This window comes from Sphingomonas beigongshangi (genome assembly GCF_016820445.1).
GTDB classification, from domain to species: domain Bacteria; phylum Pseudomonadota; class Alphaproteobacteria; order Sphingomonadales; family Sphingomonadaceae; genus Sphingomonas; species Sphingomonas beigongshangi.
This window is the reverse complement of record NZ_JADHDT010000006.1, coordinates 1-23,861: the sequence shown is the minus strand read 5'-3', so window position 1 is coordinate 23,861 and position 23,861 is coordinate 1. Positions and strand designations below refer to the sequence as shown.

Sequence of the window (23,861 nt, the reverse complement as noted above, 5' to 3'; positions counted from 1 at the left end):
CATGGTGCGCGTCCCGCATCCCCAGCATGGCAGCGACCCCGGAGCATCGCCGGTACGCTCGTCACGCGCGCCGCAGAGGCAGGCGTAGAAGGTGCGGCTGTCATGCCACGCCACCTCATGCGGCCTCCGCGTCGAGCGGCGCTTCTTGATAGGTCGAACCGTCGGCGGCGAACCGCGTCGCGACGCCATGCGTGCGTAGGAAGGCGTTCACCCGCTGGCGCTCGTCCTCTGGCAGATCGGCGCGATCCTCGCCCTGGGTAGGTGCGCGGCGGCCCGCGCGTATGATGGCGCGCGCGCGGCTGATCGCGACGGCCTCGGGGCTCGTCCAATTACGGAGCCGCTCCTTCAACTGGTGGATGGTCGGCATCCAGTCGAGTTCGTCGAGGCAGCGCCGGCACGCATGCGCTAGGGCGCGTTCGTCACACCCGGCCAGCATCGCCATGTACGTGTTGAGCTTCAGCTTCGAGCCCGCGTCGCCAATGTCCTGCGCGGGTAGCGCTGCGGCGAGGGCTCCGATCGACTGCCGAATGACCCGCTCCTCGGCCACCTGCACCGTCGCTACGGCGCCGGCCACAGGCTCAATCAGCGCCAGCTCGGCGGCGGTGAAGGTCGCCGTCGGCTCAAATGCCTTGTCCAGCACGGCTCTCGTGCTCTGCGTCAATGACAGCGCCGAGAAGGCCGCGGCTGCGTGATCGGTCGTGGTGAGGTCGTTGGCCATTGCGGGTTCCGGTGTTCGGTCGTGGATCGAAGATTGCGCCCCAGCCGCGCTCGGCGGCGTGCTGGACGATCCGGCCAGGCGGCCATTCGTCGTCAGCGTGTTTGGCGATGTCCCGGAGGATGCCAGCCAATGCCGTCGGTGTGTTCGCCAGCCGCTTCGACTTCCGATTGGCGATCAGATCTGCCCAGTGCACCGGGCTCACCCCGTCAGGGCAGGGCCATGCGGCCGCCTTGCGCGTCCTCGCGGGAGTATCTTCCCGGGTGGGGGTGGGGGCGTGGGGTTGGTTGGGGGTGCAGGGGGAAGGAAGGGGAGAGGGGGCGGGGGCGGGTTCGTCCGTGACGTCACGCTCCATGGCCGTGACTGTCCCGTGACCGTCACGTGACATGTCACGCTCGCGCTGCCGCTGGCGCTGCTTTCGCGCTCGCGCGGCCGCGCGCGGCGCGTCGGCGGCCGCATGCGCGCGCTCGATCGCCTCGACGGCAATGGCGATCGCCTCAGGCGAAGCACCGGCTGCCGCAAGATCGCGGATGAGCACGGCAATGCTCACCAGCCGTAAACCTTCGCAAAGCCATCGAACATGCGACGACCAGCCGCATCGCCGGCACACGCGGGAGACGACCGATGGCCTTCTACATGAGCATGTCCGCTTTCATCGCAGCGAACCTTGGCGTCATCGCCTATGAGCTTCGCGCCGGCCGCTGACCGGCTCTCGAACGCCGGACACTTCCAAGGCTTTGATCCGTTAAGCCGCAGCTTCACGGAGACGACCAAATGCCCGGACTGCTGCACGATCGCGCGATGCTTTACCGCCGCCTGCCGGACGGCGAAGACGGTGAGCCGCAGCAGGAGAGCGCCCTGGAGGGCACAGTCCTGGAATGTGCTCAATACCTGCGGGATGAGCCGGAAAATGGGCGTGACTGCTTCTTCGCGGAACTGACTGACGGCAAGCGGCTGTCGGCCGTGGAAATCGAACGGATCGCTGTCGAGGAGGGCGCCTAGCTTCATCGCTCCCCCGCTTCCTCACGCAGCTTGCGAGCGTGGTCGGTCAGCCGCGCGGCGCGCGCCTCAAGCGCAGCAGCCGCCGCAGTGAGATCGTCGTTGCTGATGCCGCGATCGGCCGAGAATTTGGCGCGCAGGCTGCGCGGCTGGATGCCCATTGCCTCGGCTAACTCGACCTGACCGCCAAGCATGGTTGCGGCGGTGGTCAGCCCCATCATGCGCACGACGCTGAGCGAGTGAGCCGCTTTTGCGGCGCTGGTGATGCTGGTCATGATTGCCCCCGATCCGTGTTCGGTCAGTCGACGCGCATCGGCATCAGGACGCCGGTCCACGCGGTGTCAGCCGGATTGCGCACCAGCACAGGCGCCGCCAGATCGGTCATGGTGAAGAGCACCTCGTCACCGCGCGCTGCGTTGAGGATCGACGACAGGTAGCCGCCGTTGAACCCTATCGTGAGGTCACGCGCCGAGTGGTCGCAGGCGACCTTGATAGAGGCCGCAAGGCCGATGCCGAGGTACGCGGCGGAGACGGTTGCGACGCCATCTGCGCCGAAGGCGATCTTGGTGGCGCGTATCTCGCGGGAATGGCCCGAGACGGCCGCCAAGGCCCGGCGGAGGTCAGCCACCTTGAACAGGGCCTGCTTGTCGCCGCCGGCAGGGATCACCCGCTCGACATCGGGATAGTGGCTCGTGTCGATCAACTTGCTGGTGAAGCAGACCTCAGCCGAACGGTCTGCGAAGCTGAACCGCAGGCGGGATGCGCCGGGCTGCTCCGGCGCCGTTCCTTCGAGCCGATTTGCTGCGGCTGGCGTGCCGATCGTCAGGCTCACTCCATTCTGCGCCGACTTGGAGAGTTCGATCAGAAGGCGAATTGCTTTGCGCGGGATGATGACGTTGTCGCCCAGCTTCCCCTTCGCGTCAGGCAGCTGGATGTCGCAGAGGTAGAGGCGGTGGCCATCCGTTGCCTGAGCCTGGATGGTGGTGGCGCCGATCGACTTGAGGCGCACGCCGTTGAGATAGTAACGCGTTTCCTCGCTCGACATGGCGCCCGCGACGCGCGCAAGCGCTGCGATGTCGCCGGCCGAGAAGGTGGCCGAAAACTGCTCTTGGATTGGTCGCAGGTGCTCCATCGGGAAATCGTCGCTGGGCACGGTGTCGACCGTGACGTCGAGCGCGTCCGATGAGACGCGGAGCTTGCCGCCGTTCGTTTTCATCGAGACCGTCTTCCCGCCGGCCGCTGCGATGGCCGCGATCACCTGTTGCGGCGCCTGCATGCAGAAGTCGGCGTCCGCACCGGGCTCGCGCGCGACTTTCGCGGTCAGCGTCATGTCGAGGTCGGTGCCCGTGGCCTCGAACGATCCGTTCGCATGACATCGGATCATGCTGAGGATCGGAATGGCACTACGGCGCCCGACGACCTTGCCGGCAAGGAAGATGGCGCGGCGGAAATCGGCGGAGGACGTCTGGACGGTCATGCTGATGCTCCATTGCTGGCAGTGAATGCGGCGAAGCCGCGGGCGATGAGGGAGGTCACGAAGACGTCGAGCGGCTGGCCGGCGTCGGCGGCCGCTCTGATCACGTCAGCGGGGATGAAAGGCTTGCGGCCCTTGTCGAAGGTCGGGTCGCCGAGCGCGGCCATGAACACGTCGCGCGCCCAAGCGCTGGGCGTTGAACCCGTCGCCGTCGTGATTCGAACGATCTCGTCGTAGCGGTCGGAGGGGAAGTGCACGTTCAGCTGCCGGCGATCCTGACGGCGCGCGACGGTCGCAGGCTTCCACCCTTTGCCCATGCCTTTGCCCGGTGACGTGAGCCGCTTTACCGGCTCTGCCGCAGGTGCCGGCTTCGTCGCTGGCGGGGCGACTGGCGCGGGGATCCGGGTTGGCGCTGGGGCGGGCGCCCTGTCGCGCGAGGCCAGGCGCGCAGCCGCCGCGCGGATCTGATCCACCCGGCTCGGCTGGTCGGGTGCCAATCGATGGCGCTCCTGGGCGACGTGGATGGTGTGCGGCTTCGCGAGAACGGTCTCGGGGTGGACCTGCACCGGCTTGCCTTCGTAGTCGCGGCGGACGACGGTGCCGGCGAGAGGCCTCGCGAGTGCGAACGCCGATGCTGCCTTGCCGCCCAGCGTGATCGCGCGCGGCTCCGCCTTCCAGTCGATCCGGATCTTCCCCTGGTCGGCCAGCTCGGCGAGCAGCGTGCGGGCCTTCTCGGTCGACGTGAAGTTGAACAGCTCGCAGATCTCGGCGTCCGATGGTGCGGGATCGCCAGTCTCGACGGTCAGCTCGATCCACGAGAGCATCCGCGCCAGATTGAACTGGGTATGGCTCACCGGCTTTTCTCCAGCTTGGCGCGGCACGGCGTGCAGCGGTCCTTGCCGCCGACGCGGCGAACCTTGACGGCCTCGTCTCCGCAGACGTCACAGTCTCCGTCGACGAGCGGGGAATAGTCGACACGCGAGATTGCGGCGCGAACAGCGCGGCGCGTGTGCGCCTCGGCGATGTCGTTCGCCTGGTCGATCTGATCAGCCATTGGCGACGGCCCAGCGCTCGATGCGCTCGTTCCACTCAGGCAGAGCGGGAAGGGCAATCGGTAGGAGCCGGAAAAGGCCGGCCGCGCGAGGCATGACCGGCGCGCGGCCGGAAGGCGAACCAGCAGCGTGGCAGGAAAGCGAGGGATGCCCCTGGCTCGCTGCTGGCTCGGCCTTCATACCGCACGTGTCTTGTTTCAGCAACACACCTGCGTTAGCCGCGCACGCTTTTCCCGCCGCCGGGGCAGCCCTCGCTGCATCCGACGCTTCACGCATCGTCATCTTTTCGTACTCCTGCCGGTCGCGCCGGCTTTCAGGTCCCCGTCAGGCTGCTCCGCGCAGTTCGTCCGCCTCATGAACGATGGCCTGCATCGCCGGGAGGTGAGGGCGCAGCAGCGCGGCTACAGCCAGTGTTTCGTTGTGGTCGCGGTGGCCGTCGGCTCTGGCCTTCACCAGCTCGCCCATGGCGTCGATAACCCCAGCCGCGACGTTCAAGTCGTTGGCCGCTTCGCAGTGGAGCGGGCAAAGCCGATACCCGTAAGCCGCGAAGACCTCGTCCAGCGCCGTCTCGTCGGCGAGCAGCGCGTCGAACATTGCTTTGCCCGTCGTCGAGCCGCCGCCGAGGATGTTGTCGAGCGATCGCGTGGTACGGCCCATGCGGTCCGCCAAGGCGCCCTTGCCGATCTTGGCCGCGACGCGCGCCAGGCCTGCGACGAAGAGGTTCCCGAAAGACGCTTCATCAGGTCCGACGCGCTTCGGAAGGACGTTACGCGGTCCCATCGGTTACCTCCGCCGTATGAACAGCGACTCCCTGCACTTCGCTCCGAAGAGCATCCGCCTCGCGGTCGCCCGCGCGCTGGTCCTCGCGCTTGCCAGACAGGATCGCACCGAAGGCGATCGCAGCAGCGGTCGCGCCAGTGATCGTGCCGAGCGCCGCTGCAGCCATGATGCCGATCATGCCGGGATCCTCTCGTGATCGCGGTGACCGACAAAGCTGCCGGTGGCCCTGGGGGCAGAGCCACCGGCGAGGGGGCGGCTGATCGCCTTGGGAACGATCGCCGCTGGGGAGAGGATGACGCCGGTATAGACCGGATCGGGGTGAGGGCAGATCGCGCTGCCACAGGCGGCGCAGGTCATGCTGCCTCCGCCGGGGCGCGATAGTTGACCATGAAATGGCGAACCTTGCTCTCCGTCTCTGGCCAAACGCGACGGCCGGCACGGAGATCGCGTACAAAGTGAGGGTCGCGAAGTGCGGCCCTACCAAAAGTCACCGCCGACATTGCATGTCGCTCGATGAACTCGTCCACGGCATCGAGAAGAGGAGGCGCTTCGGTGTCCATAGCTCATCAATATGTAGGACGCGTCCTACCGTCAAGTCAAAAAAATAGGACACGTCCTAGGGTTGGAGCGATCGGACCTTTGTGGGAAGCGTCCTACATGTCGGACCCCGCCAAGACGCCCCTGCAGGCTGCGATTGCCGATGCCTTGGATGCCGCCCCGGAGGCGCGAGAGTTTTACGATCGTGCGTACCAGCGGATGACAGGCAAGTCCGGAAAGCCGATCTACGATATTATGCGAGGCGAAAGTCGGCGTCCTCAGCCTGAGACCCTGCGGAAGATCGCCGAGGTTATGGGCCTGCCCTCGGAGACCTTCGTCGACGTCGCTTACGAGGGGCGAGCACCGGGCGTGCGATCTTCAACGTCAGAAGCCGGGCATCGCAATGACCGGTCTGAACAGCCGCGGACATCGACGGCCGATGGAGGAGAGACCGCGCCGGTGCTTCGGCTTGACCTGTCATATTCCATGGGGCCAGGCACTGATCTCGACGATAGCTACCTGGAAGCAGAGCCTATCGAGTTCGACATCGGCTTCCTCCGCACGATGACGACGACCGCGCCGGACCGCATCCGCATTGTCGACGGGATTGGCGACTCAATGCAGCCGACCCTGCACGACCGCGATTTGCTTTTCGTCGACGTCAACCAGCGCGACCTGAACGCGCAAGATAGGATCTGGGCTCTCTGGCTATTCGGCCTTGGGGCGGTCAAACGCTTGAGAGCCGTCGGCGCAGATCGGGTGCTGGTGATCAGCGATAATCCCGATGTCGCAGACCAAGAGGTCAGTCGCAAAGATATCATGATTCATGGCCGCGTTATCGGATCGATCAAGCGGCATTGATCAGCGCCGATGAAACCTTTCAGTCTTGCGATTGTGGGGCTGCCTTACCCGAATAAACGAGGCGTCGATCGACGGTTCGAGGCACAGATGTGCGTTCCTGGCGAAGCCGTCGAGCTGCGTCCAGAGCCGAACAACAGGCACGATCGCTGGGCGGTGGCCGCATTCTCCAGTCGCGGCGTCCAGTTCGGATATGTGTCAGCCGAAAAAGCGCAATGGATAGGCGGGATGATCCGCGAGGGCAGGGAGCTGACTGTCCTTTTTCAGGGGCTGCATCAGAATACTGCTTGGGTACGGGTCGCCTTCGATGGCGAAATCCCCGACCTGCCAGTCCAACGCCCAGCGCCGCCGCCCCCCGATGAGAGCGGTTTCTACGCAGATCCTATCTACGAGGACGAGTAGGACAAGTCCCACTTTCCCTATTGACAGAGTAGGACACGTCCTACACATAGCCGTCATCGCCGCTCTCCGCGGCATGGAGGCAAATCGTGGCGACACCCGCCCCCCGGATCACCGATCGATACCGCGAAGATCGTGACCGCTTCGACGCGCTTAGCCCGGATCAGAAGACGGCTGTGCTGCTCGCGGTGGCGGGCGGGGCAGGGGTGCTGTCACGGGCGGTCCGGTCGTGATGCGCGCGGGTCGGCTCCCGCGATCGGCGTTCAAGCCGCGGAAGCCGGAACGTGCCGGCCGCCCGGCGTGGAAGTGCGCCGAGGAGTTCAAGCGCTGGCTGCGGAAGCTGCCGTGTGCGTGCCAGGGTGCGAACCCGTGGTGCGCAGGACCGATCCAATCGGCGCACGTCGACCACGCCGGGAAGGGCACGCCTGACGCGAAGGGACTGAGCAGCAAAGTCGCCGACAGGTTCTGCGTCCCGCTGTCGCTCGGCTGCCACCAGCATCAGACCGATGTCATTGGCTGGTCGGAATTCGAGATGACCCTGCCAGGCGGGGACGCAGAGAAGCTGGCCCGCGACTATTGGAAGGCTTGGCCCGGCCGCGCCGCATGGGAGCGGGACCTTGCCGCCCAGGGCGGTGCGCGATGACCGCGGGCGCCATCAACGATCCTGACCTCGTCCAGGCCATCGACGAACTGAACTACGTCGTGCGCCGGCTGGAACAGCTCGATCAGCAGCTGATCGAGCTAGACGAGATCGAGGGCTATCGCCGGATCGCAGCGATGAAGTCGGAGCGGGCGGACCTGCTCGAGACGATCCGCGTGCGTGCCGAGAAGCTAGCGGTCGCGCCGCGCGCGCTGATCATGCTGATCGGTACGGCGAACCGCCTCCGGTCGCCCCGAAAGCATCAGCTGCCAACCCTCAGCGTCGTGCGCAGCCATATCGACATCATCCGTTCGGCTGCGGAGCGCGACCACGTCGAGGCCGAGGCCGAAGCGAAGATTGCGCTGGCCGTGGCTCATGCGGCCCGCGTCCGCGCGAAGGCGGCGGCCGACGGCATCACCTACCTGGAGGCGAGCCGGTCATGAGCAAGGTCAACAGCGCTTTGATCGACCAGCTGATGCATGCCGGCCTCGCGGAGGATGAGGCGATCGGCCAGGCCCGGCGCGTTCTCGACGCCGTCGCCCAGGTCGTGATCGCCGGCGCGTCCGTGAAGGTCCCCGGCATCTGCACGCTGAAGGGCCACGTCGAGAATCGCCGCATCTGGGGGCCGGGCCAACTCGGGCGGAAGGCGCGCAAGGAGACCACGCTTCGCATCGTCGGCAAGCCGAAGGTTCTCTGGGCCGGCGCCGAATTCGACTGCGATCTCCCTGAGAAACAGCCGGCGCACCTCGCCGCAATCGGAAGGCCGATGCCATGACCTGGACCGACCATATTGCCCACGCGCTGGGCGTCCTGAGCCTGTGCGTCTTCGCTGGCGCTGGCGCCTTCGCTGGCCACGTGATGATCAAGACGATCGCCGAGCACGCTGACCAGATCCGCGCCGCTCTCTGGGGCAACCCCGTTCGCGGTCGGTACGATGACGCGGTCGCCGCAGTCGATGCGGACCTGCGGATGATCTGCATGCAGCGGTGGCCGGCATGACGGCGTCCGTCTATCGCGACGTCCAGATCGCGCAGGGCCACAAGGTCCGCGTCCGCCGCTCACGCGTCCAGACGGAGCGCCCCGGCTATGTCCGGGTCGAGAAGGCCCATCGGCCGCCGTTCGAGATCACCGCCGCCGCTTGGGAGGCTGCCGCGCCCGTGCCGTACTTTCCCGGCGACCGGCCGCTGAAGGTCAGCCGCGCTGCAGAGGAGAAGGGGGTATGATAGCGGCCCTCTACGTCGAGACGGGCGGCTGCTACTTCGGCCTGCCCGACGTCGATCCCTGGGACGAGCCTCGCGAAGCTCGCGAATATGCTGGGCCGCATCCGGTTGTTGGTCACCCGCCGTGTCAGCGCTGGGGGCGTTTCTGGCACGGCAGCACCCGGAAGCCGCATCAGTACCGGCTAGGGGACGATGGCGGCTGCTTCGACCGAGCGCTGATGCAGGTGATGCTCTACGGCGGTGTCTTGGAGCATCCAGCCGACAGCAAGGCATGGACAACCTACGGCCTGAACACGCCCGAGCGAGGCGCCGCGGGCTGGATCGCTGCCGACTTCATGGGCGGCTGGACGTGCTACGTCGAGCAGGGCTTCTACGGCCACGAAAGCCGGAAGCCAACCTGGCTATATGCGCACGGCGGCTACAACGGCACGATCGAACTCCCGCAGCTCATCTGGGGTGAGGGCGATCAGCGTCTGCCGGCTTGGATGATCGAGCGCTATGGCTACGAAAAAGCGCGGCGGATCGGCGTGGTCGCCATGATTGGCGGCAAGGACAAGACGCGGAAGCGCAATGCGACACCGCTGCCGTTCCGCGATCTGCTGCTGAGCATCGCCGCAACCGCCAGGCCGCATACGCGCGAGCCTGCAAAGGTTCTGGGCATTTCCGACTATTGTAATGCGAGGTCTGCCGCATGACCCTGAACCACGACGTATCCGCAATAGGCACCGCCACTATCAATATCGCGCACACGCGCGCCGAGCGGCACGAGGTTTCTGGTTGTGCAGGATGCAATGATCGCGAAGTCGGCCGAGGCTTCGCTCTGGAGATTGCCTGATGATGCCGCCGTTTGTCTGTGAGGTCGTCCGTGTTCACGATGGCGATGGGCCGCTGTGGTGCCGATCGGGCGAAAAGGTCCGCGTCGCCGGCATCCAGGCGCCCGACTTCGAAAGTGCGGAGCCGTGCCATCGGCCTGCCGCCCGCCGTATTGCATATACCTGCGATGACGTCGCCGCAGAGCGCGCCCGGCTTATCGTCTCGCGCCTCACGCTAAATCGTCGGCTGATCTGCCAGCCGGTCGGTACCAGCTACAAGCGGGTCGTCGCGCGCTGCACGTTGCCAGACGGCCGGTCGCTCTCCTGCGCGGCGATCGCCGCCGGCGCCGCGGTCCGTTGGAACCGGTACTGGCGCCAATATCACATGGGAGATTGCCGGTGACGAGTATCGCCGACCTGGCGCGGCACTGGTCGCGCCAGACCGAGAAGGGGAAGGGCATCCGCATCGAAGCCGCGGACCTCGACCTGCTCAACCACATCGGCGTCGGGGAGCTTATCCTGACGCAAGCCGCGAAGGCCCAGAGGGAAGCATGCAACAGCCGGATCCAGAGCTCTACACGCGGGGCAAGTATCGCCTCGCCTATGACAGACGAGCCGACGGATCGCTCCGCAGCCCGTATCTCCAGATCGTCTGGTACGACGCAGCTGCACGACGTAACCGCAGCCGCTCGACGGGCACTGAGGACGTCCAGCAGGCGGAGTCCGAACTAGACGCGCTGTACCTGAAGCGGGAGCGCGGGCAGGCTGTCTGCGCCGCCTGCGGTCAGCCACTGCGCGCTGGGGCACGCCACCTCCTGACAGCCGCGATTGCCGATTATCTGGTGGCGCGCGAAGCACGGTCGAGCATCAAGTCGATCCGACCGCGCCTGGCGCACGTCACTGCCTATCTGATCGAAACGGATCGAGCCGCAACCGCGTGCGAGGATGTCGACGACGACTGGATCGACCACTTCCGTGAGTGGATGGCTGCGCGTCCGATCGTCTCGACAGGGGGCAACGAGCGCGAGCGGTCGCCAGGCACGATCGAGGCTAGCGTCCGGCAGCTCGCCGCCGCGGTGAACTTCACACATGATCGGAAGGACACCCTCTTTCCCGCTGGCTTCACTGCGAAAGCACCGGAGGAGGTCAGCCGCACCCCCGCGTTCAGGGCGGACGTGAAGACGTTGGCCGCGATGTTCCGCTATTGCCTGGCACCGGAACGCGAAGCTGATGACAGCGAGAAGGTCGTTGAGCGCAAGGTGCGCGAGCGCGATCAACTGCTACGTTTCCTCCGCATCAGCGTCGCGACCTGGGCGCGGCCGGATGCCGCGCACGACGTTTCGACCGATCGCAAGCGCGACCAGTGGCATTCGAACGCTCGCGCGCTCAACCTGAACCAGAAGGGCCGAGCGCAGACGAAGAAGCATCGCCCCATCGTGCCGATCGGCCAGCGCATGACCACGCTGCTCGATGCGAACGGGCAGGGCTTTTACGTTTCGGTCGGGTCAGTGAAGAAGGCGTTCGCGGCGATGCAGGCGGCAATCGGGCTGCCCGGCGACGGCGAGAGCGGGATGAAGCTGATCCGCCGCAGCATGGCGCATCTGGCGCGCCAGCGCCTCGGCGAGCGCGATTGGGTCGAGGGGCAGATCATGCTGGGCCATCGCCGGCCGTCGACGTCGGACACCTATGCGCCGTTCGATTCGGGGTATCTGGGTCGTGCGCTCGCGGTGACCGATCAGATCATCGAGGATATCGAGAAGCTGTGCCCCGGCGCGTTCACGGCTGCGTGTTCCGCACCGGACACCGGAACAACACCGGGATAAGAAAACGGCCCCGCCGTGCGGGTGGCCCCAAGAATGGGAGATTTCCGATGGTTAGAAAGTGGTCGGGAAGAGAGGATTCGAACCTCCGGCCCCTGCCTCCCGAAGACAGTGCTCTACCAGGCTGAGCTACTCCCCGACGGAGTCCGGTCGTTCAGCTTTCGGGAGCCGACCGGTTGGCTTGGAGGCGCGCCTATACGCACGGTTTTTTCGGGATGCAAGCGTCCAGATAGCATCTTGCGCAATCCGGCCCTTCGCCTAGCAGTGTCCGCGTGAATGCCCTCGAAGCCTGTGCCGCGGCGCTGGTCGTCGCCAACGTCGCGCTCGTCGCGCGCCGGAGCATGTGGAACTACCCCGTCGCGCTGCTCGCGGTGGCGATCTACGGCTATGTCTTCGCCGGCGCGCGGCTGTACAGCGATGCCGTGCTGCAAGCCTTCTTCTTCGCGGCCAACGTCTATGGCTGGCGCAACTGGGCGATCAGCCGGGCGGGGGAGGGCGAGGTCGTGGTCGAGCGGCTGGCCGCACCCGCGCGGCTGGCCTGGGCGGGCGCCGGCGTCGCCATATGGGCGGGCTGGGCCTCGCTGATGCATCTGTACACCGATGCCGCCTATCCGTGGTGGGATGCCGCGCTCGCGATCGCGTCGGTGGTCGCGCAGCTGTTGCAGGCCCGGCGCGCGATCGAAAGCTGGTGGCTGTGGATCGCGATCGATGTCGGCTCGGTGCCGCTCTACCTTGCGAAGGGGCTTTGGGTCACCGCCGCGCTGTACGGCGTGCTGCTCGCCATCGCGGTCGCCGGGCTGCTCGAGTGGCATCGCGCGCTGTACGGCCGCCAGAAGGTCGCCATCGCGTGAAGCCGCGTTCGATTTGCCTGCATGGTCCGGAAAGCACCGGCAAGTCGACGCTCGCGCCGCGCCTCGCCAAGCATTTCGACACGCGCTGCGTCGACGAGTTCGGCCGCACCTATTGCGAGATGTTCGGGACCGACCTGACCATGGCCGACCTGGTCGAGATCGGTAAGGGCCATGACGCGAAGACGCGCGCGGCGCTTGCCGCCCACGACTATCCGATCATCCTCGACACCGATCCGCTGATGACCGCGGTATGGGCGGACATGATGTTCGGCCGGCGCGATCCCTGGTTCGCGACCTGGCACAACCCGGCCGACATCTATCTGCTGCTCGATATCGACCTGCCGTGGGTGGAGGACGGAACGCGCCTGTTCGGCACGAGGCAGGAGCGCCAGCGCTTCTTCGACCTCAGCCGGGCGGAGCTGGAGCGGCGGGGCGTCCGCTGGGCGCTGGTCGGCGGGCAAGGGTCGCAACGCTATCTGAACGCGTTGCGCGCGATCGACGCCCTGAGCCGTTGACGACGGCCGCCGCGCGTCGCGGGTACGGCGCGATGCGGCACCGGACCCGGGGATTGATGCGCGTGTGTGGAATCGGTGCCGTTGCGATCCGGTGCGGGGCATGCGCCGCCCCGGCCCGTGGCTGCATATCCGCCGGCTTATGGACTGTCGTCCCGTGCGAAGTCCTTGTCTCGGCAGCATCGGGCCGCGTTCCGTACCCGTTTTGGCGAAGTATGATCCGATGTGAATGTGATCGGTTGCACCAATAGTTCGTGAATCGAGCGATTTGCGTCGGTGCTTTGCACGGCTTTTATTATGCGGGGTCCGAATCGGATAGGATTGGGCGGCGGCCTAAATTGTCGAATCATGTCGGAACTATCAGAAGTGGCGGCGCCCATCGGGCTCAACATTTTCTGAGGGGAATTGCGACATGGTCGAAACCAAACTGCCTTCGTTCGACAACGACAAGATCGCTGCCGCCATTCGTTCGGCGCAGGAGCATCACGAGGAGCATCTGCAGGCGTTGCGAACGACCGATGCGAGCAAGCTGACGCTCACCGACGGCGCGCTGAAGCTGGCCGGCGGCTGTATCGACGTCACCGTGACCAAGGGGAAGATCTGCATCAACCTGCCGCTCGGGATCGGCTCGAAGTGCCTGCCCGTGCCGGGCTGGATTCCGAATGGGACGGTGGCGAAGGCGTGCATCTCGATCTGCACCAAATGGGGCATCCCCTGCGGGGTCGAGGTGAGCGTGACCGTCGCCGGTGTGACCGTCGTCAAGCAGGGCTTCGGCTGCAGCTGCTGAACCGCGGATCCGACGGCGGGGGCGCGGGGCGCGGGTCGCCGCGGGTTCGGCGGCGATTCGCGTGGGAAGGGGACTGATCGGCCCGCCGCGATGGCGATGGGTCGGCCAGCCCCCTTTCGCGATGGTGATCCTAACTGCTAGAGGCGCGGGCTTACTCAAGACAGAATGAACCAGACGCCGTGGCCACCCCGCTTTCCCGTATCCGCAACTTCTCGATCATCGCGCACATCGATCATGGCAAGTCGACGCTCGCCGACCGCCTCATCCAGCGTACCGGCGGCCTGTCGGAGCGCGAGATGTCGAGCCAGGTGCTCGACAATATGGAGATCGAGAAGGAACGCGGCATCACGATCAAGGCGCAAACCGTGCGTCTCGCCTACACCGCGAAGGACGGCGAAACCTATACCCTAAACCTAATGGACACCCCCGGCCACGTCGACTTCGCCTATGAGGTCAGTCGCAGCCTCGCCGCGTGCGAGGGCGCGCTGCTGGTCGTCGACGCGGCGCAGGGCGTCGAGGCGCAGACGCTGGCCAACGTCTACCAGTCTATCGAGCATGACCACGAGATCGTGCCCGTCATCAACAAGATCGACCTTCCTGCGGCGGAACCCGAGAAGGTGCGGGCTGAGATCGAGGATGTGATCGGCTTGGACGCATCCGGCGCGGTCCTGGCCAGCGCAAAGTCCGGCATCGGCATCGACGAGATCCTGGAGGCAATCGTCACGCAGATCCCGGCGCCGAAGGGAGATCCCGATGCGCCGCTCAAGGCGATGCTGGTCGACTCCTGGTACGACCCGTATCTGGGAGTCGTCATCCTCGTGCGTGTCATGGACGGCGTGCTGCGCAAGGGGCAGCAGGTCACGTTCATGCAGGCCGGCACGCAGCATCTCGTCGACCGCGTCGGCTGTTTCCGGCCCAAGATCGAGCAGCTGACGGACCTTGGCCCTGGTGAGATCGGCTTCATCACCGCCCAGATCAAGGACGTGGCTCAGGCACGCGTCGGCGATACGCTGACGGATGCGAAAAGGCCGGCCGCCGAAGCGCTGCCAGGCTTCAAGGAAGTGCAGCCGGTCGTATTCTGTGGCCTGTTCCCGGTCGACGCCAACGACTTTGAGAAGCTTCGTGAGAGCATCTCGAAGCTGCGGCTCAATGACGCCAGCTTCAGTTTCGAAATGGAGACTTCCGCGGCCCTTGGCTTCGGCTTCCGCTGCGGGTTCCTCGGTCTGTTGCATCTGGAGATCATCCAAGAGCGTCTGACGCGGGAATATGACCTCGACCTCATCACAACCGCGCCCTCCGTGGTCTATGAGATCGAGCTGACGCACGGCGGCGGCCATATCGAGCTGCACAATCCCGCCGACATGCCGGATCCCAACAAGATCGAAAGCATCAGCGAGCCGTGGATCGAGGCGACCATCTACGTTCCCGACGAATATCTCGGGTCCATCCTGAAGCTTTGCCAGGACCGGCGCGGCATCCAGAAGAATTTAACCTATGTCGGCGGTCGTGCGCAGGCGACGTATGAGTTGCCGCTGAATGAGGTTGTTTTCGACTTCTACGATCGCCTGAAATCGCTGTCGAAAGGCTATGCCAGCTTCGATTATCACCAGATCGGCTATCGCGAGGGCGACCTCGTGAAGATGAGCATCCTCGTCAACGAGGAGCCGGTCGACGCGCTGAGCATGATCGTCCACCGCGGCACCGCGGAGGTGCGCGGACGCGGCATGTGCGAGCGGCTGAAGGAACTGATCCCGCGTCACCTGTTCAAGATTCCGATCCAGGCGGCGATCGGCGGCAAGGTGATCGCGCGCGAAACGATCAGCGCGATGCGCAAGGACGTCACCGCGAAATGTTATGGCGGCGACGCAACGCGCAAGCGCAAGCTCCTGGAAAAGCAGAAGAAAGGTAAGGCGAAGATGCGCGAATACGGCAGCGTCAGCATCCCGCAGGAAGCCTTCATCGCCGCCCTGCGGATGGGCGACGAGAACTAGGACCCGATCGCCGTGGCCAGAGGCGGTGCTGGCCCTCAACCCCACCCGGCCTCGCACGCGGCGCATGCTGGATTGGCTACCGGTGGGGGCGAGGGCCGAAACCGCCCCGTTCCAGTCTCGCTGGATCGAACGAGGTCGCCACACGGCAAAGCGGCGGGCGGCGAGCCGAGCGCCGCTGCGCCGTGCAGGCGATCACGCGCGGTCGGTCACATATAGGTCTGCGGATCGGGGCTCGGCATGTTGCAGGCGCGGGTATGGCCACGCTTGCAGGCGCGCACCTGTTCGCGCCAGTCAGCCATCGCCATGGCATAGGCTCGCTCGCGATCGGCCTGCAGCGCCGCATCGGCCGCGATGACCTGGCGACGCGCGCGCATCGCGGCGCGGTAGCGGCGGACGTCGGCGCGATAGTCCGCGCTGTCCGCGGCGTTGACCGCATCGACCGCACCGCCCTGCATCTGCGCCTGCGCGGCGACCTGGGCATTCGCCGCCGCGACGCCGGGCGCGCTCGCCGCGGCGATCGCATTGCTGCGCGCGCTGGTGCTGTCGTGGCCCGGATCATAGGGCAGCGGCGTACTGGGCTGGTCGGCCGGATTGGTGGTCTGCGTCTGCGCGACGGCAGGCGCGGCGGCCGCGAGCGCGGTCCCAAGAACAAGAAGACGGATCATGGCGGATACTCCTCGCTGGACTAATCGCGATAATGGGCGATGAGCCATGGGGTTCCGCCGGAGGGACGGCCGGCGGCGTGGCACGGCGATCATCTCCGATATGAAGCTTCATTCCACGCCTTCTTAAACAATCCCGATCATACCGATCCCGCAATCGGGGGATCATGGTGGAAGACGACGGGCCGAGGCGGACAGCGATACGGGCGATCGGACGCGCCGCCGGCATTCCGCTCGACGATACCGACCTGCGCAGAGACCTGCTCGACACGATGATGCTGCGCCCCGTCGGCGTGCTGACGGCGAGCCTGTGCATGATGCTGATGAGCGCCGCCGCGCTTTGGATGACACGCGCGCCATGGGCGGGTGCCTGGCTTTTGCTCGACATCGTCGTCTCCGCCGTACGCCTGGCGGCCGCGATCCAGGCGACCCGGTCGGGCAGGCGAGTGGGCGAGCGGACCGCCTATGTCATCCTGGCGACCGCCTGGATCATGTTCACCGTGTTCGGCATCGGCTGCGCGGTCAGCTTCAAGACCGGAATCGAGCCGCTGCGGATCGCGGCGACGCTCGGCATACTCGGCCTCGTCACCGGTATCGGGCCCCGATGGGCGGCCTTCCCCCGCCTCGGCGTCGGCCTCGCGGTATCGGCGTCGCTGCCGATGCTCGTCGCGATCGCCGGACTGAACGGGTTCGTCGCGAGCTTCTTCGCGCTGCTCGTCGTGCACGCGGCGTCACTGACGCTGCAGAACCATCGCCTGCTGATGACGACCATCGGGGCCGAACGTGCGGCCAGGATATTGGCCGAGACCGATCCGTTGACGGGCCTGCTCAACCGCACGGGTCTCGTCAGCGCGCTCGATGCCCTGCCGCGCATCGACGCCGCCATCCTCTTCCTCGATCTGGATGGGTTCAAGTCGATCAATGATCGCCACGGCCATGCCGCCGGCGATGCGGTGCTGACGGCGATTGGCGCACGCCTGCGGCAGGTCGCGCCGGGGCAGATCGTCGCGCGCTTGGGCGGCGATGAATTCGTCGTCGTGCTCACCGGAGACGCCGCCGACATGGCGGACACGGTCGCGGCGGTCGCGGGCGAGCGCGTCGCGAAGCCGATCCCGCTCGAGGAGCTCTGCCTGTCGGTCCGCGTGGGCATCAGTGCGGGCATCGCCCGCGGCGCATTGGGATCGGGGGCAGATGCGCTGCTCGCCGAGGCGGACGCGGCGCTGTATGCGGTCAAGCGTCACAAGGCGACGCAGACCAGCCGCCGGCACGTCGCCGCGGCGTGACGACGGCATCAGGGCGCGTAGCGCTTTGACGCCCGCCTGCATGGAAAATGCCCCCGCACCGCGTCGTTGAAGAAGGCGCCTGCCGAGGGTGCCGATACCAGCGCGTCATAGGTGGCGCGCGGCACGGTTTCGTAGACATAGTTCCTACCGTTGCGAAAGCGCACGGACAGCGTCTGCGCCTCGTCGTCGTGGACGACGCGGTCGATCATGGACGAGGCGAGACGGCGGGCACGCTGCATGACGGCCCGAATCGACGAGCGATTCGTGTTGTTCCGCTGCGCAATGCGCGTCCCCGCCGCAGCGGGGCGGTCAGCCCTTGCGCTTGGGTCGGAACGGCTTCGCCTGATGGCGCGGCGCGCCGCCCATGTTGCCTGGACGCTGCGGACGCGCGGCATTGTCGCCGCCGCGCTGCCCGCCGCCGCGCCCACCACCCTCGCGCATCGCGTCGCGCGGATTGCCGCTGAAGGGGAGGATGGTCAGGCTGCCCTCATCGCTTTCCGGATTGGCGGTGCGGCGCACGCTGGCGAGGAAGCGGTCGGCGACGCCGCGCGGCAGTTCGAACAGCGTGTCGTTCGGATTGATGCGGATCGCGCCGATCTCCGCCTTCGTCACATGGCCGCGGCGGCAGATCAGGGGCAGGATCCAGCGCGGATCGGCGTTCTGGCGGCGGCCGATGTCCATCCGGAACCAGACCGTGTCCTCGAACCCCGGGCGCGGTCCGCGGTCGCGCGGCGTCTGCGGTGCCGCACCGGCATCGAGCAGCTCCTCCGCCTGCGGCAGCGCGGCACGGTGCGCGTGCACGAGCGCCGCGGCGATGTCCTCGGGCGACTTTTCCGCCATCAGGCGCGCCGCGAGCTCGCGATCCTCATCCTCCAGCTCGATGGGGGCGAGCAGGGTGCCAAGCAGGCGTTCGCGATCCGCCGCGCGAATGTCGTCGGCGCTGGGCGCAGCGATCCATTCGACCGGAATACGCGCCTGGCGCAACATCATGTCGACACGTCGACGACGAGGGTAGGGGACGATGAGCACCGCCGTACCCTTCTTGCCCGCGCGGCCGGTACGACCGGAGCGGTGCTGCAGCGTTTCCGCGTCGCGCGGCAGTTCGACGTGCACGACCAGGGTCAGGCTGGGCAGGTCGATGCCGCGCGCCGCAACGTCGGTCGCGACGCAGACCCGCGCGCGCCGGTCGCGCAACGCCTGCAGAGCGTGGTTGCGCTCCGACTGCGAATGCTCGCCCGACAGCGCGACCGCGGCGAAACCACGCTCGACCAGGCTGGCGTGGAGATGACGGACGTTATCCCGCGTCGCGCAGAACAGGATGGCGGTTTCCGCCTCGTGGAACCGCAGCAGGTTGATCACCGCATGCTCGATGTCAGCGGGAGCGACGGTCACCGCCTGATAGGCGATGTCGCCATGGCCGCGCTCTTCCGACATCGTCTCGATCCGCAGCGCGTCATGCTGATAGCGGCGGGCAAGCGCGACGATAGGCTTCGGCATCGTTGCGGAGAACAGCAGGGTGCGACGGCCCTCGGGCGTGCCGTCGAGGATCTGCTCCAGATCCTCGCGGAAGCCCATGTCGAGCATCTCGTCCGCCTCGTCGAGCACCGCGACGCGCAGCGCCGACAGGTCGAGGGCGCCCCGTTCCAAATGGTCGCGCAGGCGGCCGGGCGTGCCGACGACGATGTGCGCGCCGTGGTTGAGGTTGCGGCGTTCCTTGGACGGATCCATCCCACCGACGCAGGTGGCGATCCGGGCATGCGCGCCGGCATAGAGCCATTGCAGCTCGCGGCTGACCTGCAGCGCCAGTTCGCGCGTCGGCGCGATCACCAGCGCGAGCGGGGCGGACGGCGGCGCGAGCTCGCCGTCGACGATCAGTTCGCCGGCCATGGCAAGGCCGAAGGCGACGGTCTTGCCCGAGCCGGTCTGCGCCGAGACGATGAGGTCACGGCCAGCGGCTTCGGGCTGGATGACGGCGGCCTGGACCGCGGTGGGCGCTTCATAGCCGCGCGCGACGAGCGCCTCGGCGAGCACCGGGGGAAGGGAGGAAAAGGGCATGAGAAGGACCTAAATGGGGGCGCGCGCCATAGCGGCAAGGGGCGCGGGAGGAAAGGGCAAGCGCTCGGCAATATAGGCGCAATGTGGCGATGGCAGGGCGGGGACATGACGATATCCCTTCCCACGCTGCACCGGCTCCCGCTGGAAGCGCAGGCCGAAAGCGATCGCGCGCCGACGTCCGCGCTGGGGCGGGCCTTCGCGCAGCTCGCCGCGGCTTATGCCACGCAGGCGGTGCGTCAGAGTGCCTGGCCCGCGGCCCAGCCGCTGGCCCAGGCCCATTGGAAGTTGTAGCCGCCCAGCCATCCGGTGACGTCGACGGCCTCGCCGATGGCGTGCAGGCCAGGGACGCGCCGAGCCTCCAGCGTCTGCGACGACAGGTCCGCGGTGCTGATGCCGCCGACGGTGACTTCCGCCTTGGCGAAGCCTTCCGTCCCGGTGGGGGCGAACGGCCAGTCGGCAAGACGGCGCTCCGCCTGATCGAGCGCGCGATCGGGTGTATTGGCGAGTTCGGCCGGGAGGGCGAGCCTATCGGCCAGCGCCTCTGCGAGGCGATCGGGCAGATGCCGGGCGAGCTGGCGCCGCAACGTGCTGCGCGGGTGGGCGCGCTTCGCGGCGGCCAGCCAGCCGGTGGCGGTGTCGGGCGCGAAGTCGATGGCGATCGACTCGCGCGGGCGCCAGTAGCTCGACACCTGCAGGATCGCCGGGCCGGACAGGCCGCGATGCGTGAACAGCGCCGCTTCGCGGAACCGTGTCTTGCCGGCTCGGGCGACGACCTCCGCCGCCACGCCCGAAAGCGTGCGGAACAAGGCTTCGTCCGCGCCGAGGACAAGCGGCACCAGCGCAGGGCGCGGTTCCACGACCTTCAACCCGAAGCGGCGGGCGAGGTCATAGGCAAAACCGGTTGCGCCCAGCTTCGGGATCGACGGGCCGCCGGTCGCGATCACCAGGCGCGGCGCCGATACCGTTCGCCGCGGCAGGGAAAGCGCGAAGTGCGTGCCATCGTGGTCGACGTCGCCGACGGGGGTGGACAGTGCCAATTCCACCCCGCCCAGCTCGCATTCGCCGAGCAGCATCGCGACGATCTGCCGTGCCGACCCGTCACAAAAGAGCTGACCCAGTGTCTTCTCGTGCCAGGCGATGCCATGACGTTCGACCAGCGCGAGGAAGTCGGCGGGCGTGTAACGCCCCAGCGCCGACTTGGCGAAATGCGGATTGGCCGACAGGAACCGGTCTGGCGCCGTGCCGGTGTTGGTGAAATTGCAGCGTCCGCCGCCCGAAATGAGGATCTTCTTGCCCGCGGCGTCGGCATGGTCGACCAGCAATATCCGACGGCCGCGCTGGCCGGCGGCGGCCGCGCACATCAGGCCGGCGGCGCCGGCGCCGAGGATGATGGCGTCATACATGTCGGGTGGCATGGCGCGGCCGCTTAGCCGAAGGCCGCGTCGCCGTCGATGGCGGCGGCTTGCGGATACGGAGCGGCTGCGCAAAGGCGTGGCGCGAAGGAGACAAGGGGATGCGGCTGCGATCGCTGTTGTTCGTACCGGGCGACCGGCCGGAGCGTTTCGAGAAGGCGGCAGGAAGCGGTGCCGATGCGATCATCCTCGATCTCGAGGATTCGGTCGCGCCGGATGCGAAGGCGGCGGCGCGCGAGGCGGTCGGACGCTATCTCGCTGCGCCGGCCGGCGTTCGGCGCTTCGTCCGCATCAATCCGCCGGCAGAAGGTGCGCTCGACGCCGATCTGGCGGCGGTCCGCGGGGCCGATGGCGTGATGCTGCCAAAGGCGGAGGGCGCCGAGGGCGTCGCCGCCCTGGCGGCGGCGATGGGGACGCATCGGTTGCCGATCCTGCCGGTCGCCACCGAGACGCCCGCCGCGGTCTTCGCGCTGGGAAGCTATCGCAGCGTCGCGGATCGGCTTGCGGGGCTGACCTGGGGGGCAGAGGATCTGCCCGCGGCGATCGGCGCGACGAGCGCGCGCGAGGCGGACGGGCGCTATACGCCGCCATACGAGGTCGTGCGCACGCTCGCGCTGCTGGGCGCGCATGCCGCCGGCGTTGCGGCGATCGAGACGGTGTTCCCGGCCTTCCGCGATCTGGAGGGCCTCGCCAGTTATGCCGCGCGCGGGGCGCGCGACGGATTCACCGGGATGATGGCGATCCATCCTTCGCAGGTGGCCGTCATCAACGCAGCCTTCACGCCGACCGCGGAGGCGATCGCGGCGGCCCGGGCGATCGTCGACGCCTTCGCCGCCAATCCCGGCGCGGGCGCCCTGCAGATCGACGGCCGGATGGTCGACGCACCCCACCTGAAGCAGGCGCGCAGCCTGTTGGCGCGCGCCGGCGGGTGAGGGGGGGCTTAAAAAGACAAGGCGGCCGGCGCCTCTCGCGCCGGCCGCGATCAGGCGCGATCCTTCTCGCGGATCAGCGGCAGCGCACCTTGCCGCGGTCGATGTTGCGGCCCAGCAACGCGCCGCCGCCCGCACCGAGCAAAGTGCCGAGCGTGCCGCCACCGAGCACGTTGCCCAGCACGCCACCGCCCACCGCGCCGACGACGAGGCCGGTGCTGCCGTCGTTGCGGCGGCAATAGGTCCGGCCATCCTGTCCTCGGTAGATGCGGTCGTCGCGCGTCAGCGCGCGCTCGCGATAGCGGCCGGGCCGGTAATCGCGCGAGGCGTCCCAATCCTGGCGGTCGCCGTGCCACTGATAGTCGCGGTCGTCGCGCTGGTAGCCGCGGTCGTCACGCTGGGCATTGGCGGCGGTTGCCGTCATCGGCACGGCGAGCGTCACCGCCGCCAGGGCGGCAAGAAGGTTGGTCTTCATCGGGAATCTCCTCAGGGGGGCGATCCGCGATAAACCGGTCCGGTGCCAAATGGTTTCGCAGGCGGCGGTATCGCCGCGTCCGGCTATTTCGTCTTGACTAGCCATGGCTTGACCCGGCCGGTCGGCCGCGCCGCGCTGCCGATCCGCTCGGCATGCAGGATCGCCAGCGGCTTGAGCAACAGCTGACCGCCCATGCCGCCGCCCGTCGGCAGCGCGAGGATGCGTCGGATCACGGGCATGCCCGCTTCGACATGGCCGAACGCCGCATAGCCCGGAGAGGTCGCGGTCGCGTCCATGCTCGGCATCGGCCCGACCGTGATGAAGAAATTGCCGCCGGCCGAGCTGGGATCGCCCCGACGGGCCATGGAGATCGTGCCGTCGACATGGCGCAGCCCGGTCTGCCGCGTCGTTTCCAGCGGGAAGGGCGGCAGGATGCGCCGCGCGTCGGTACGGATGCCGCCCTGGACGAAGCCGAATCGCGGCGCGAGGCGGCTGCGGGCGCTGCGATAGAAGCTGGCGCCGTCGAATCGTCCGTCGTCGACATAGGCGAGGAAGTTCGCGACCGTCGCCGGCGCGCGTCGCGCCTCGAGGGCGAGGACGATCGGGCCGAAGCCGGTGGTCAGGCGGACGCGGACGATGGCGGGCGTCGCGGCGCGCCCACGCGCGGGCGCTGCCGTTGCGAGGCTGGTGCAAAGCAGCGGCAACGCTGCACACGCGAAGAAAGCGAGGCGTCGGCGGATCATAGGCCTGCGCTAGGCGCCGATACGCGCCTGCACAAGCCGCCCCGCACCTGTAGATTGCGTCTGACAAAAGCGCGCGTGCGTTTTTTGCACTTGATTGTATACGTGCTGCAGCGCACAAGGGGCGGGCCTTTCAGGCATCCTCTCCTAAAAACTTTCCGGCCGGTCGTTGACCGGCCTTTTTTTTGTGCCTAGGCGTGAGTCGCCCAGACCGCGCCTTATAACGATATATGGAGCGGAGCCGCCGGTAAGACCGGCATCGGTACGGTTCGGGTCGGGGGATCGAGCGCCCGTCGGTCGACGGCCTTCAGAACGCCGCTCTCCCCCGCCTTTCCAGTCCGCTCTCCCCCGCCTTTCCAGCATGCCAGTCGGGAACGACTCTATGAGCCTCGTCGCGTCGAGCCGAGTTCGGCGACCGATGGCGGGTGCGGCTGCTGCACCAACCCCTTCCGCATGAAGCCGAGTCGGCGGGCCGGGAAGAGCGGCAGGACGTCGATCGGCCGATGCCATGTATCCTGCACAGGCCACTCGCATCTGCCGAACGAGTGACCCAGCGCCCCCATGCGCGCCAAGCAATGTACCGCACCCCCTGGGCCGCGCGATCGGGCCGGACCCGAACACCGTGACCATAGCTGTCATCATGGCGAAACCGAACCGCCGTAATACCGTTGGGGCGGGGTGGGGTCGGCAACCCCGCCTGGAACGGCCCACGGAGGCCGCTGAGCAACTTTTTTGGTGCGCTGCCAAAAAAGTGCAATTTTTGTGTTGACCGCATCGGAGGCCTTCCCTAGATGGGTGTCACCGCAGCGGTGGCCGACACGGTCGCTGAGGCAGTCACGAAAAATCTGGCGCGCTGAC

At 67.2% G+C, this 23,861-nt stretch carries 32 protein-coding genes and 1 tRNA gene; 17 read left to right on the top strand and 16 right to left on the bottom strand.

The annotated features are described in order from the left end of the window. Nucleotides 1–115 precede the first annotated feature (115 nt). The 8 genes from IQ292_RS11570 to IQ292_RS11535 form a co-directional block, all read right to left on the bottom strand. A complete protein-coding gene (locus IQ292_RS11570) occupies nt 116–718 on the bottom strand; it encodes a hypothetical protein (RefSeq protein ID WP_203310482.1) in 603 nt (200 codons plus the stop codon). Between the two features lie 543 nt (nt 719–1,261). Further along, a complete protein-coding gene (locus IQ292_RS11565; RefSeq protein WP_203310481.1) occupies nt 1,262–1,723 on the bottom strand; it encodes a hypothetical protein in 462 nt (153 codons plus the stop codon). Then, on the bottom strand, nt 1,720–1,989 hold the full coding sequence (locus IQ292_RS11560; RefSeq protein WP_203310480.1) for a hypothetical protein: 270 nt from the start codon (nt 1,987–1,989) through the stop codon (nt 1,720–1,722). Before IQ292_RS11560 ends, IQ292_RS11565 begins: the two co-directional genes overlap by 4 nt. 23 nt (nt 1,990–2,012) lie before the next feature. Continuing rightward, complete coding sequence (locus IQ292_RS11555; protein WP_203310479.1) at nt 2,013–3,191, bottom strand: DNA polymerase III subunit beta; 1,179 nt, start codon at nt 3,189–3,191, stop codon at nt 2,013–2,015. Next, nucleotides 3,188–4,042: a LexA family protein gene (locus IQ292_RS11550; RefSeq protein ID WP_203310478.1), complete on the bottom strand. Its 855-nt coding sequence runs from the start codon at nt 4,040–4,042 to the stop codon at nt 3,188–3,190. Before IQ292_RS11550 ends, IQ292_RS11555 begins: the two co-directional genes overlap by 4 nt. Beyond that, complete coding sequence (locus IQ292_RS11545; protein WP_203310477.1) at nt 4,039–4,242, bottom strand: TraR/DksA C4-type zinc finger protein; 204 nt, start codon at nt 4,240–4,242, stop codon at nt 4,039–4,041. The genes IQ292_RS11550 and IQ292_RS11545 overlap by 4 nt, the downstream gene beginning before the upstream one ends. 322 nt (nt 4,243–4,564) lie before the next feature. After that, nucleotides 4,565–5,020, bottom strand: a complete 456-nt coding sequence (locus IQ292_RS11540) for a hypothetical protein (protein ID WP_203310476.1) — start codon at nt 5,018–5,020, stop codon at nt 4,565–4,567. Continuing rightward, on the bottom strand, nt 5,007–5,198 hold the full coding sequence (locus IQ292_RS11535; RefSeq protein ID WP_203310475.1) for a hypothetical protein: 192 nt from the start codon (nt 5,196–5,198) through the stop codon (nt 5,007–5,009). The genes IQ292_RS11540 and IQ292_RS11535 overlap by 14 nt, the downstream gene beginning before the upstream one ends. Before the next feature lie 479 nt (nt 5,199–5,677). Between IQ292_RS11535 and IQ292_RS11530 the strand changes: the two genes are divergently transcribed. The 10 genes from IQ292_RS11530 (at nt 5,678) to IQ292_RS11485 (ending at nt 11,309) form a co-directional block, all read left to right on the top strand. Further along, nucleotides 5,678–6,418, top strand: coding sequence for a S24 family peptidase (locus tag IQ292_RS11530; RefSeq protein WP_203310474.1), 741 nt, complete (start codon nt 5,678–5,680; stop codon nt 6,416–6,418). Nucleotides 6,419–6,427: 9 nt separating this feature from the next. Next, complete coding sequence (locus IQ292_RS11525; protein WP_203310473.1) at nt 6,428–6,817, top strand: HIRAN domain-containing protein; 390 nt, start codon at nt 6,428–6,430, stop codon at nt 6,815–6,817. Between the two features lie 86 nt (nt 6,818–6,903). Next, nucleotides 6,904–7,047, top strand: coding sequence for a hypothetical protein (locus IQ292_RS11520; protein ID WP_203310472.1), 144 nt, complete (start codon nt 6,904–6,906; stop codon nt 7,045–7,047). Between the two features lie 406 nt (nt 7,048–7,453). Next, nucleotides 7,454–7,897 (top strand): hypothetical protein, encoded by a 444-nt coding sequence (locus IQ292_RS11515; protein ID WP_203310471.1) that lies wholly within the window; start codon nt 7,454–7,456, stop codon nt 7,895–7,897. Nucleotides 7,898–7,914: 17 nt separating this feature from the next. After that, nucleotides 7,915–8,229 (top strand): hypothetical protein, encoded by a 315-nt coding sequence (locus IQ292_RS11510; protein ID WP_203310470.1) that lies wholly within the window; start codon nt 7,915–7,917, stop codon nt 8,227–8,229. Then, on the top strand, nt 8,226–8,453 hold the full coding sequence (locus tag IQ292_RS11505) for a hypothetical protein (protein ID WP_203310469.1): 228 nt from the start codon (nt 8,226–8,228) through the stop codon (nt 8,451–8,453). The genes IQ292_RS11510 and IQ292_RS11505 overlap by 4 nt, the downstream gene beginning before the upstream one ends. Then, nucleotides 8,450–8,677 carry a hypothetical protein gene (locus IQ292_RS11500; protein ID WP_203310468.1) on the top strand — a complete coding sequence of 76 codons (228 nt, stop codon included), beginning with the start codon at nt 8,450–8,452 and terminating at the stop codon, nt 8,675–8,677. Before IQ292_RS11505 ends, IQ292_RS11500 begins: the two co-directional genes overlap by 4 nt. Continuing rightward, nucleotides 8,674–9,369, top strand: a complete 696-nt coding sequence (locus tag IQ292_RS11495; protein WP_203310467.1) for a hypothetical protein — start codon at nt 8,674–8,676, stop codon at nt 9,367–9,369. Before IQ292_RS11500 ends, IQ292_RS11495 begins: the two co-directional genes overlap by 4 nt. 139 nt (nt 9,370–9,508) lie before the next feature. After that, nucleotides 9,509–9,889 (top strand): thermonuclease family protein, encoded by a 381-nt coding sequence (locus IQ292_RS11490; RefSeq protein WP_203310466.1) that lies wholly within the window; start codon nt 9,509–9,511, stop codon nt 9,887–9,889. Between the two features lie 148 nt (nt 9,890–10,037). After that, a complete protein-coding gene (locus tag IQ292_RS11485) occupies nt 10,038–11,309 on the top strand; it encodes a hypothetical protein (RefSeq protein ID WP_238941032.1) in 1,272 nt (423 codons plus the stop codon). A 59-nt stretch (nt 11,310–11,368) separates the two neighbouring features. Here IQ292_RS11485 and IQ292_RS11480 read toward each other — a convergent pair. Beyond that, nucleotides 11,369–11,445: transfer RNA gene (locus tag IQ292_RS11480), tRNA-Pro, on the bottom strand. 133 nt (nt 11,446–11,578) lie between these two features. On the opposite strand from IQ292_RS11480, the gene pnuC reads away from it, so the two are divergent. The 4 genes from pnuC (at nt 11,579) to lepA (ending at nt 15,447) form a co-directional block, all read left to right on the top strand. Beyond that, entirely contained in the window at nt 11,579–12,157 is a 579-nt protein-coding gene (gene pnuC, locus IQ292_RS11475) for a nicotinamide riboside transporter PnuC (RefSeq protein WP_203310465.1), read from the top strand. Continuing rightward, nucleotides 12,154–12,672 (top strand): AAA family ATPase, encoded by a 519-nt coding sequence (locus IQ292_RS11470; protein WP_203310464.1) that lies wholly within the window; start codon nt 12,154–12,156, stop codon nt 12,670–12,672. Before pnuC ends, IQ292_RS11470 begins: the two co-directional genes overlap by 4 nt. A 409-nt stretch (nt 12,673–13,081) precedes the next feature. Then, the gene (locus tag IQ292_RS11465) at nt 13,082–13,456 is read left to right on the top strand and encodes a hypothetical protein (protein ID WP_203310463.1); all 375 of its coding nucleotides are present in this window, start codon (nt 13,082–13,084) and stop codon (nt 13,454–13,456) included. A gap of 179 nt (nt 13,457–13,635) precedes the next feature. Continuing rightward, the gene (gene lepA, locus IQ292_RS11460) at nt 13,636–15,447 is read left to right on the top strand and encodes a translation elongation factor 4 (RefSeq protein WP_203310462.1); all 1,812 of its coding nucleotides are present in this window, start codon (nt 13,636–13,638) and stop codon (nt 15,445–15,447) included. A gap of 206 nt (nt 15,448–15,653) precedes the next feature. Here lepA and IQ292_RS11455 read toward each other — a convergent pair whose 3' ends face one another. Then, nucleotides 15,654–16,112, bottom strand: coding sequence for a hypothetical protein (locus tag IQ292_RS11455; protein ID WP_203310461.1), 459 nt, complete (start codon nt 16,110–16,112; stop codon nt 15,654–15,656). Between the two features lie 164 nt (nt 16,113–16,276). Here IQ292_RS11455 and IQ292_RS11450 point away from each other — a divergent pair, with 164 nt between their 5' ends. Then, nucleotides 16,277–17,392 carry a GGDEF domain-containing protein gene (locus IQ292_RS11450; protein WP_238941031.1) on the top strand — a complete coding sequence of 372 codons (1,116 nt, stop codon included), beginning with the start codon at nt 16,277–16,279 and terminating at the stop codon, nt 17,390–17,392. Between the two features lie 8 nt (nt 17,393–17,400). Here the strand turns inward: IQ292_RS11450 and IQ292_RS11445 are convergent, their stop codons facing one another. After that, nucleotides 17,401–17,631: a KTSC domain-containing protein gene (locus tag IQ292_RS11445; RefSeq protein ID WP_203310460.1), complete on the bottom strand. Its 231-nt coding sequence runs from the start codon at nt 17,629–17,631 to the stop codon at nt 17,401–17,403. Between the two features lie 70 nt (nt 17,632–17,701). Continuing rightward, nucleotides 17,702–19,447 (bottom strand): DEAD/DEAH box helicase, encoded by a 1,746-nt coding sequence (locus IQ292_RS11440; protein ID WP_203310459.1) that lies wholly within the window; start codon nt 19,445–19,447, stop codon nt 17,702–17,704. Nucleotides 19,448–19,552: 105 nt separating this feature from the next. Here IQ292_RS11440 and IQ292_RS11435 point away from each other — a divergent pair, with 105 nt between their 5' ends. Further along, entirely contained in the window at nt 19,553–19,738 is a 186-nt protein-coding gene (locus IQ292_RS11435; protein WP_203310458.1) for a hypothetical protein, read from the top strand. Here IQ292_RS11435 and IQ292_RS11430 read toward each other — a convergent pair. After that, on the bottom strand, nt 19,684–20,862 hold the full coding sequence (locus IQ292_RS11430; protein ID WP_203310457.1) for a BaiN/RdsA family NAD(P)/FAD-dependent oxidoreductase: 1,179 nt from the start codon (nt 20,860–20,862) through the stop codon (nt 19,684–19,686). The genes IQ292_RS11435 and IQ292_RS11430 overlap by 55 nt on opposite strands. 98 nt (nt 20,863–20,960) lie before the next feature. On the opposite strand from IQ292_RS11430, the gene IQ292_RS11425 reads away from it, so the two are divergent. Further along, nucleotides 20,961–21,791 carry an HpcH/HpaI aldolase/citrate lyase family protein gene (locus tag IQ292_RS11425; RefSeq protein WP_203310456.1) on the top strand — a complete coding sequence of 277 codons (831 nt, stop codon included), beginning with the start codon at nt 20,961–20,963 and terminating at the stop codon, nt 21,789–21,791. A gap of 73 nt (nt 21,792–21,864) precedes the next feature. Here the strand turns inward: IQ292_RS11425 and IQ292_RS11420 are convergent, their stop codons facing one another. The 3 genes from IQ292_RS11420 to IQ292_RS17670 form a co-directional block, all read right to left on the bottom strand. Beyond that, on the bottom strand, nt 21,865–22,263 hold the full coding sequence (locus IQ292_RS11420; protein WP_203310455.1) for a glycine zipper 2TM domain-containing protein: 399 nt from the start codon (nt 22,261–22,263) through the stop codon (nt 21,865–21,867). A gap of 83 nt (nt 22,264–22,346) precedes the next feature. Beyond that, complete coding sequence (locus IQ292_RS11415) at nt 22,347–23,006, bottom strand: peptidylprolyl isomerase (protein WP_203310454.1); 660 nt, start codon at nt 23,004–23,006, stop codon at nt 22,347–22,349. Nucleotides 23,007–23,641: 635 nt separating this feature from the next. Beyond that, on the bottom strand, nt 23,642–23,861 hold a 220-nt coding region (locus IQ292_RS17670), incomplete at its 5' end, for a hypothetical protein (protein WP_238941030.1).

What these genes read in the sequence shown, in the direction of transcription:
- IQ292_RS11565 (WP_203310481.1), bottom strand. Translation starts at nt 1,723, where the DNA reads ATGAAGCTAGGCGCCCTCCTCGACAGCGATCCGTTCGATTTCCACGGC.
- IQ292_RS11555 (WP_203310479.1), bottom strand. Translation starts at nt 3,191, where the DNA reads ATGACCGTCCAGACGTCCTCCGCCGATTTCCGCCGCGCCATCTTCCTT.
- IQ292_RS11485 (WP_238941032.1), top strand. Translation starts at nt 10,038, where the DNA reads ATGCAACAGCCGGATCCAGAGCTCTACACGCGGGGCAAGTATCGCCTC.
- IQ292_RS11425 (WP_203310456.1), top strand. Translation starts at nt 20,961, where the DNA reads ATGCGGCTGCGATCGCTGTTGTTCGTACCGGGCGACCGGCCGGAGCGT.
- IQ292_RS11560 (WP_203310480.1), bottom strand. Translation starts at nt 1,989, where the DNA reads ATGACCAGCATCACCAGCGCCGCAAAAGCGGCTCACTCGCTCAGCGTC.
- IQ292_RS11540 (WP_203310476.1), bottom strand. Translation starts at nt 5,020, where the DNA reads ATGGGACCGCGTAACGTCCTTCCGAAGCGCGTCGGACCTGATGAAGCG.
- IQ292_RS11450 (WP_238941031.1), top strand. Translation starts at nt 16,277, where the DNA reads ATGGTGGAAGACGACGGGCCGAGGCGGACAGCGATACGGGCGATCGGA.
- IQ292_RS11455 (WP_203310461.1), bottom strand. Translation starts at nt 16,112, where the DNA reads ATGATCCGTCTTCTTGTTCTTGGGACCGCGCTCGCGGCCGCCGCGCCT.
- IQ292_RS11545 (WP_203310477.1), bottom strand. Translation starts at nt 4,242, where the DNA reads ATGGCTGATCAGATCGACCAGGCGAACGACATCGCCGAGGCGCACACG.
- IQ292_RS11500 (WP_203310468.1), top strand. Translation starts at nt 8,450, where the DNA reads ATGACGGCGTCCGTCTATCGCGACGTCCAGATCGCGCAGGGCCACAAG.
- IQ292_RS11490 (WP_203310466.1), top strand. Translation starts at nt 9,509, where the DNA reads ATGATGCCGCCGTTTGTCTGTGAGGTCGTCCGTGTTCACGATGGCGAT.
- IQ292_RS11440 (WP_203310459.1), bottom strand. Translation starts at nt 19,447, where the DNA reads ATGCCCTTTTCCTCCCTTCCCCCGGTGCTCGCCGAGGCGCTCGTCGCG.
- IQ292_RS11525 (WP_203310473.1), top strand. Translation starts at nt 6,428, where the DNA reads ATGAAACCTTTCAGTCTTGCGATTGTGGGGCTGCCTTACCCGAATAAA.
- IQ292_RS11420 (WP_203310455.1), bottom strand. Translation starts at nt 22,263, where the DNA reads ATGAAGACCAACCTTCTTGCCGCCCTGGCGGCGGTGACGCTCGCCGTG.
- IQ292_RS11430 (WP_203310457.1), bottom strand. Translation starts at nt 20,862, where the DNA reads ATGCCACCCGACATGTATGACGCCATCATCCTCGGCGCCGGCGCCGCC.
- IQ292_RS11445 (WP_203310460.1), bottom strand. Translation starts at nt 17,631, where the DNA reads ATGCAGCGTGCCCGCCGTCTCGCCTCGTCCATGATCGACCGCGTCGTC.
- IQ292_RS11535 (WP_203310475.1), bottom strand. Translation starts at nt 5,198, where the DNA reads ATGATCGGCATCATGGCTGCAGCGGCGCTCGGCACGATCACTGGCGCG.
- IQ292_RS11415 (WP_203310454.1), bottom strand. Translation starts at nt 23,006, where the DNA reads ATGATCCGCCGACGCCTCGCTTTCTTCGCGTGTGCAGCGTTGCCGCTG.
- IQ292_RS11435 (WP_203310458.1), top strand. Translation starts at nt 19,553, where the DNA reads ATGACGATATCCCTTCCCACGCTGCACCGGCTCCCGCTGGAAGCGCAG.
- IQ292_RS11530 (WP_203310474.1), top strand. Translation starts at nt 5,678, where the DNA reads ATGTCGGACCCCGCCAAGACGCCCCTGCAGGCTGCGATTGCCGATGCC.
- IQ292_RS11465 (WP_203310463.1), top strand. Translation starts at nt 13,082, where the DNA reads ATGGTCGAAACCAAACTGCCTTCGTTCGACAACGACAAGATCGCTGCC.
- IQ292_RS11505 (WP_203310469.1), top strand. Translation starts at nt 8,226, where the DNA reads ATGACCTGGACCGACCATATTGCCCACGCGCTGGGCGTCCTGAGCCTG.
- IQ292_RS11515 (WP_203310471.1), top strand. Translation starts at nt 7,454, where the DNA reads ATGACCGCGGGCGCCATCAACGATCCTGACCTCGTCCAGGCCATCGAC.
- IQ292_RS11570 (WP_203310482.1), bottom strand. Translation starts at nt 718, where the DNA reads ATGGCCAACGACCTCACCACGACCGATCACGCAGCCGCGGCCTTCTCG.
- IQ292_RS11495 (WP_203310467.1), top strand. Translation starts at nt 8,674, where the DNA reads ATGATAGCGGCCCTCTACGTCGAGACGGGCGGCTGCTACTTCGGCCTG.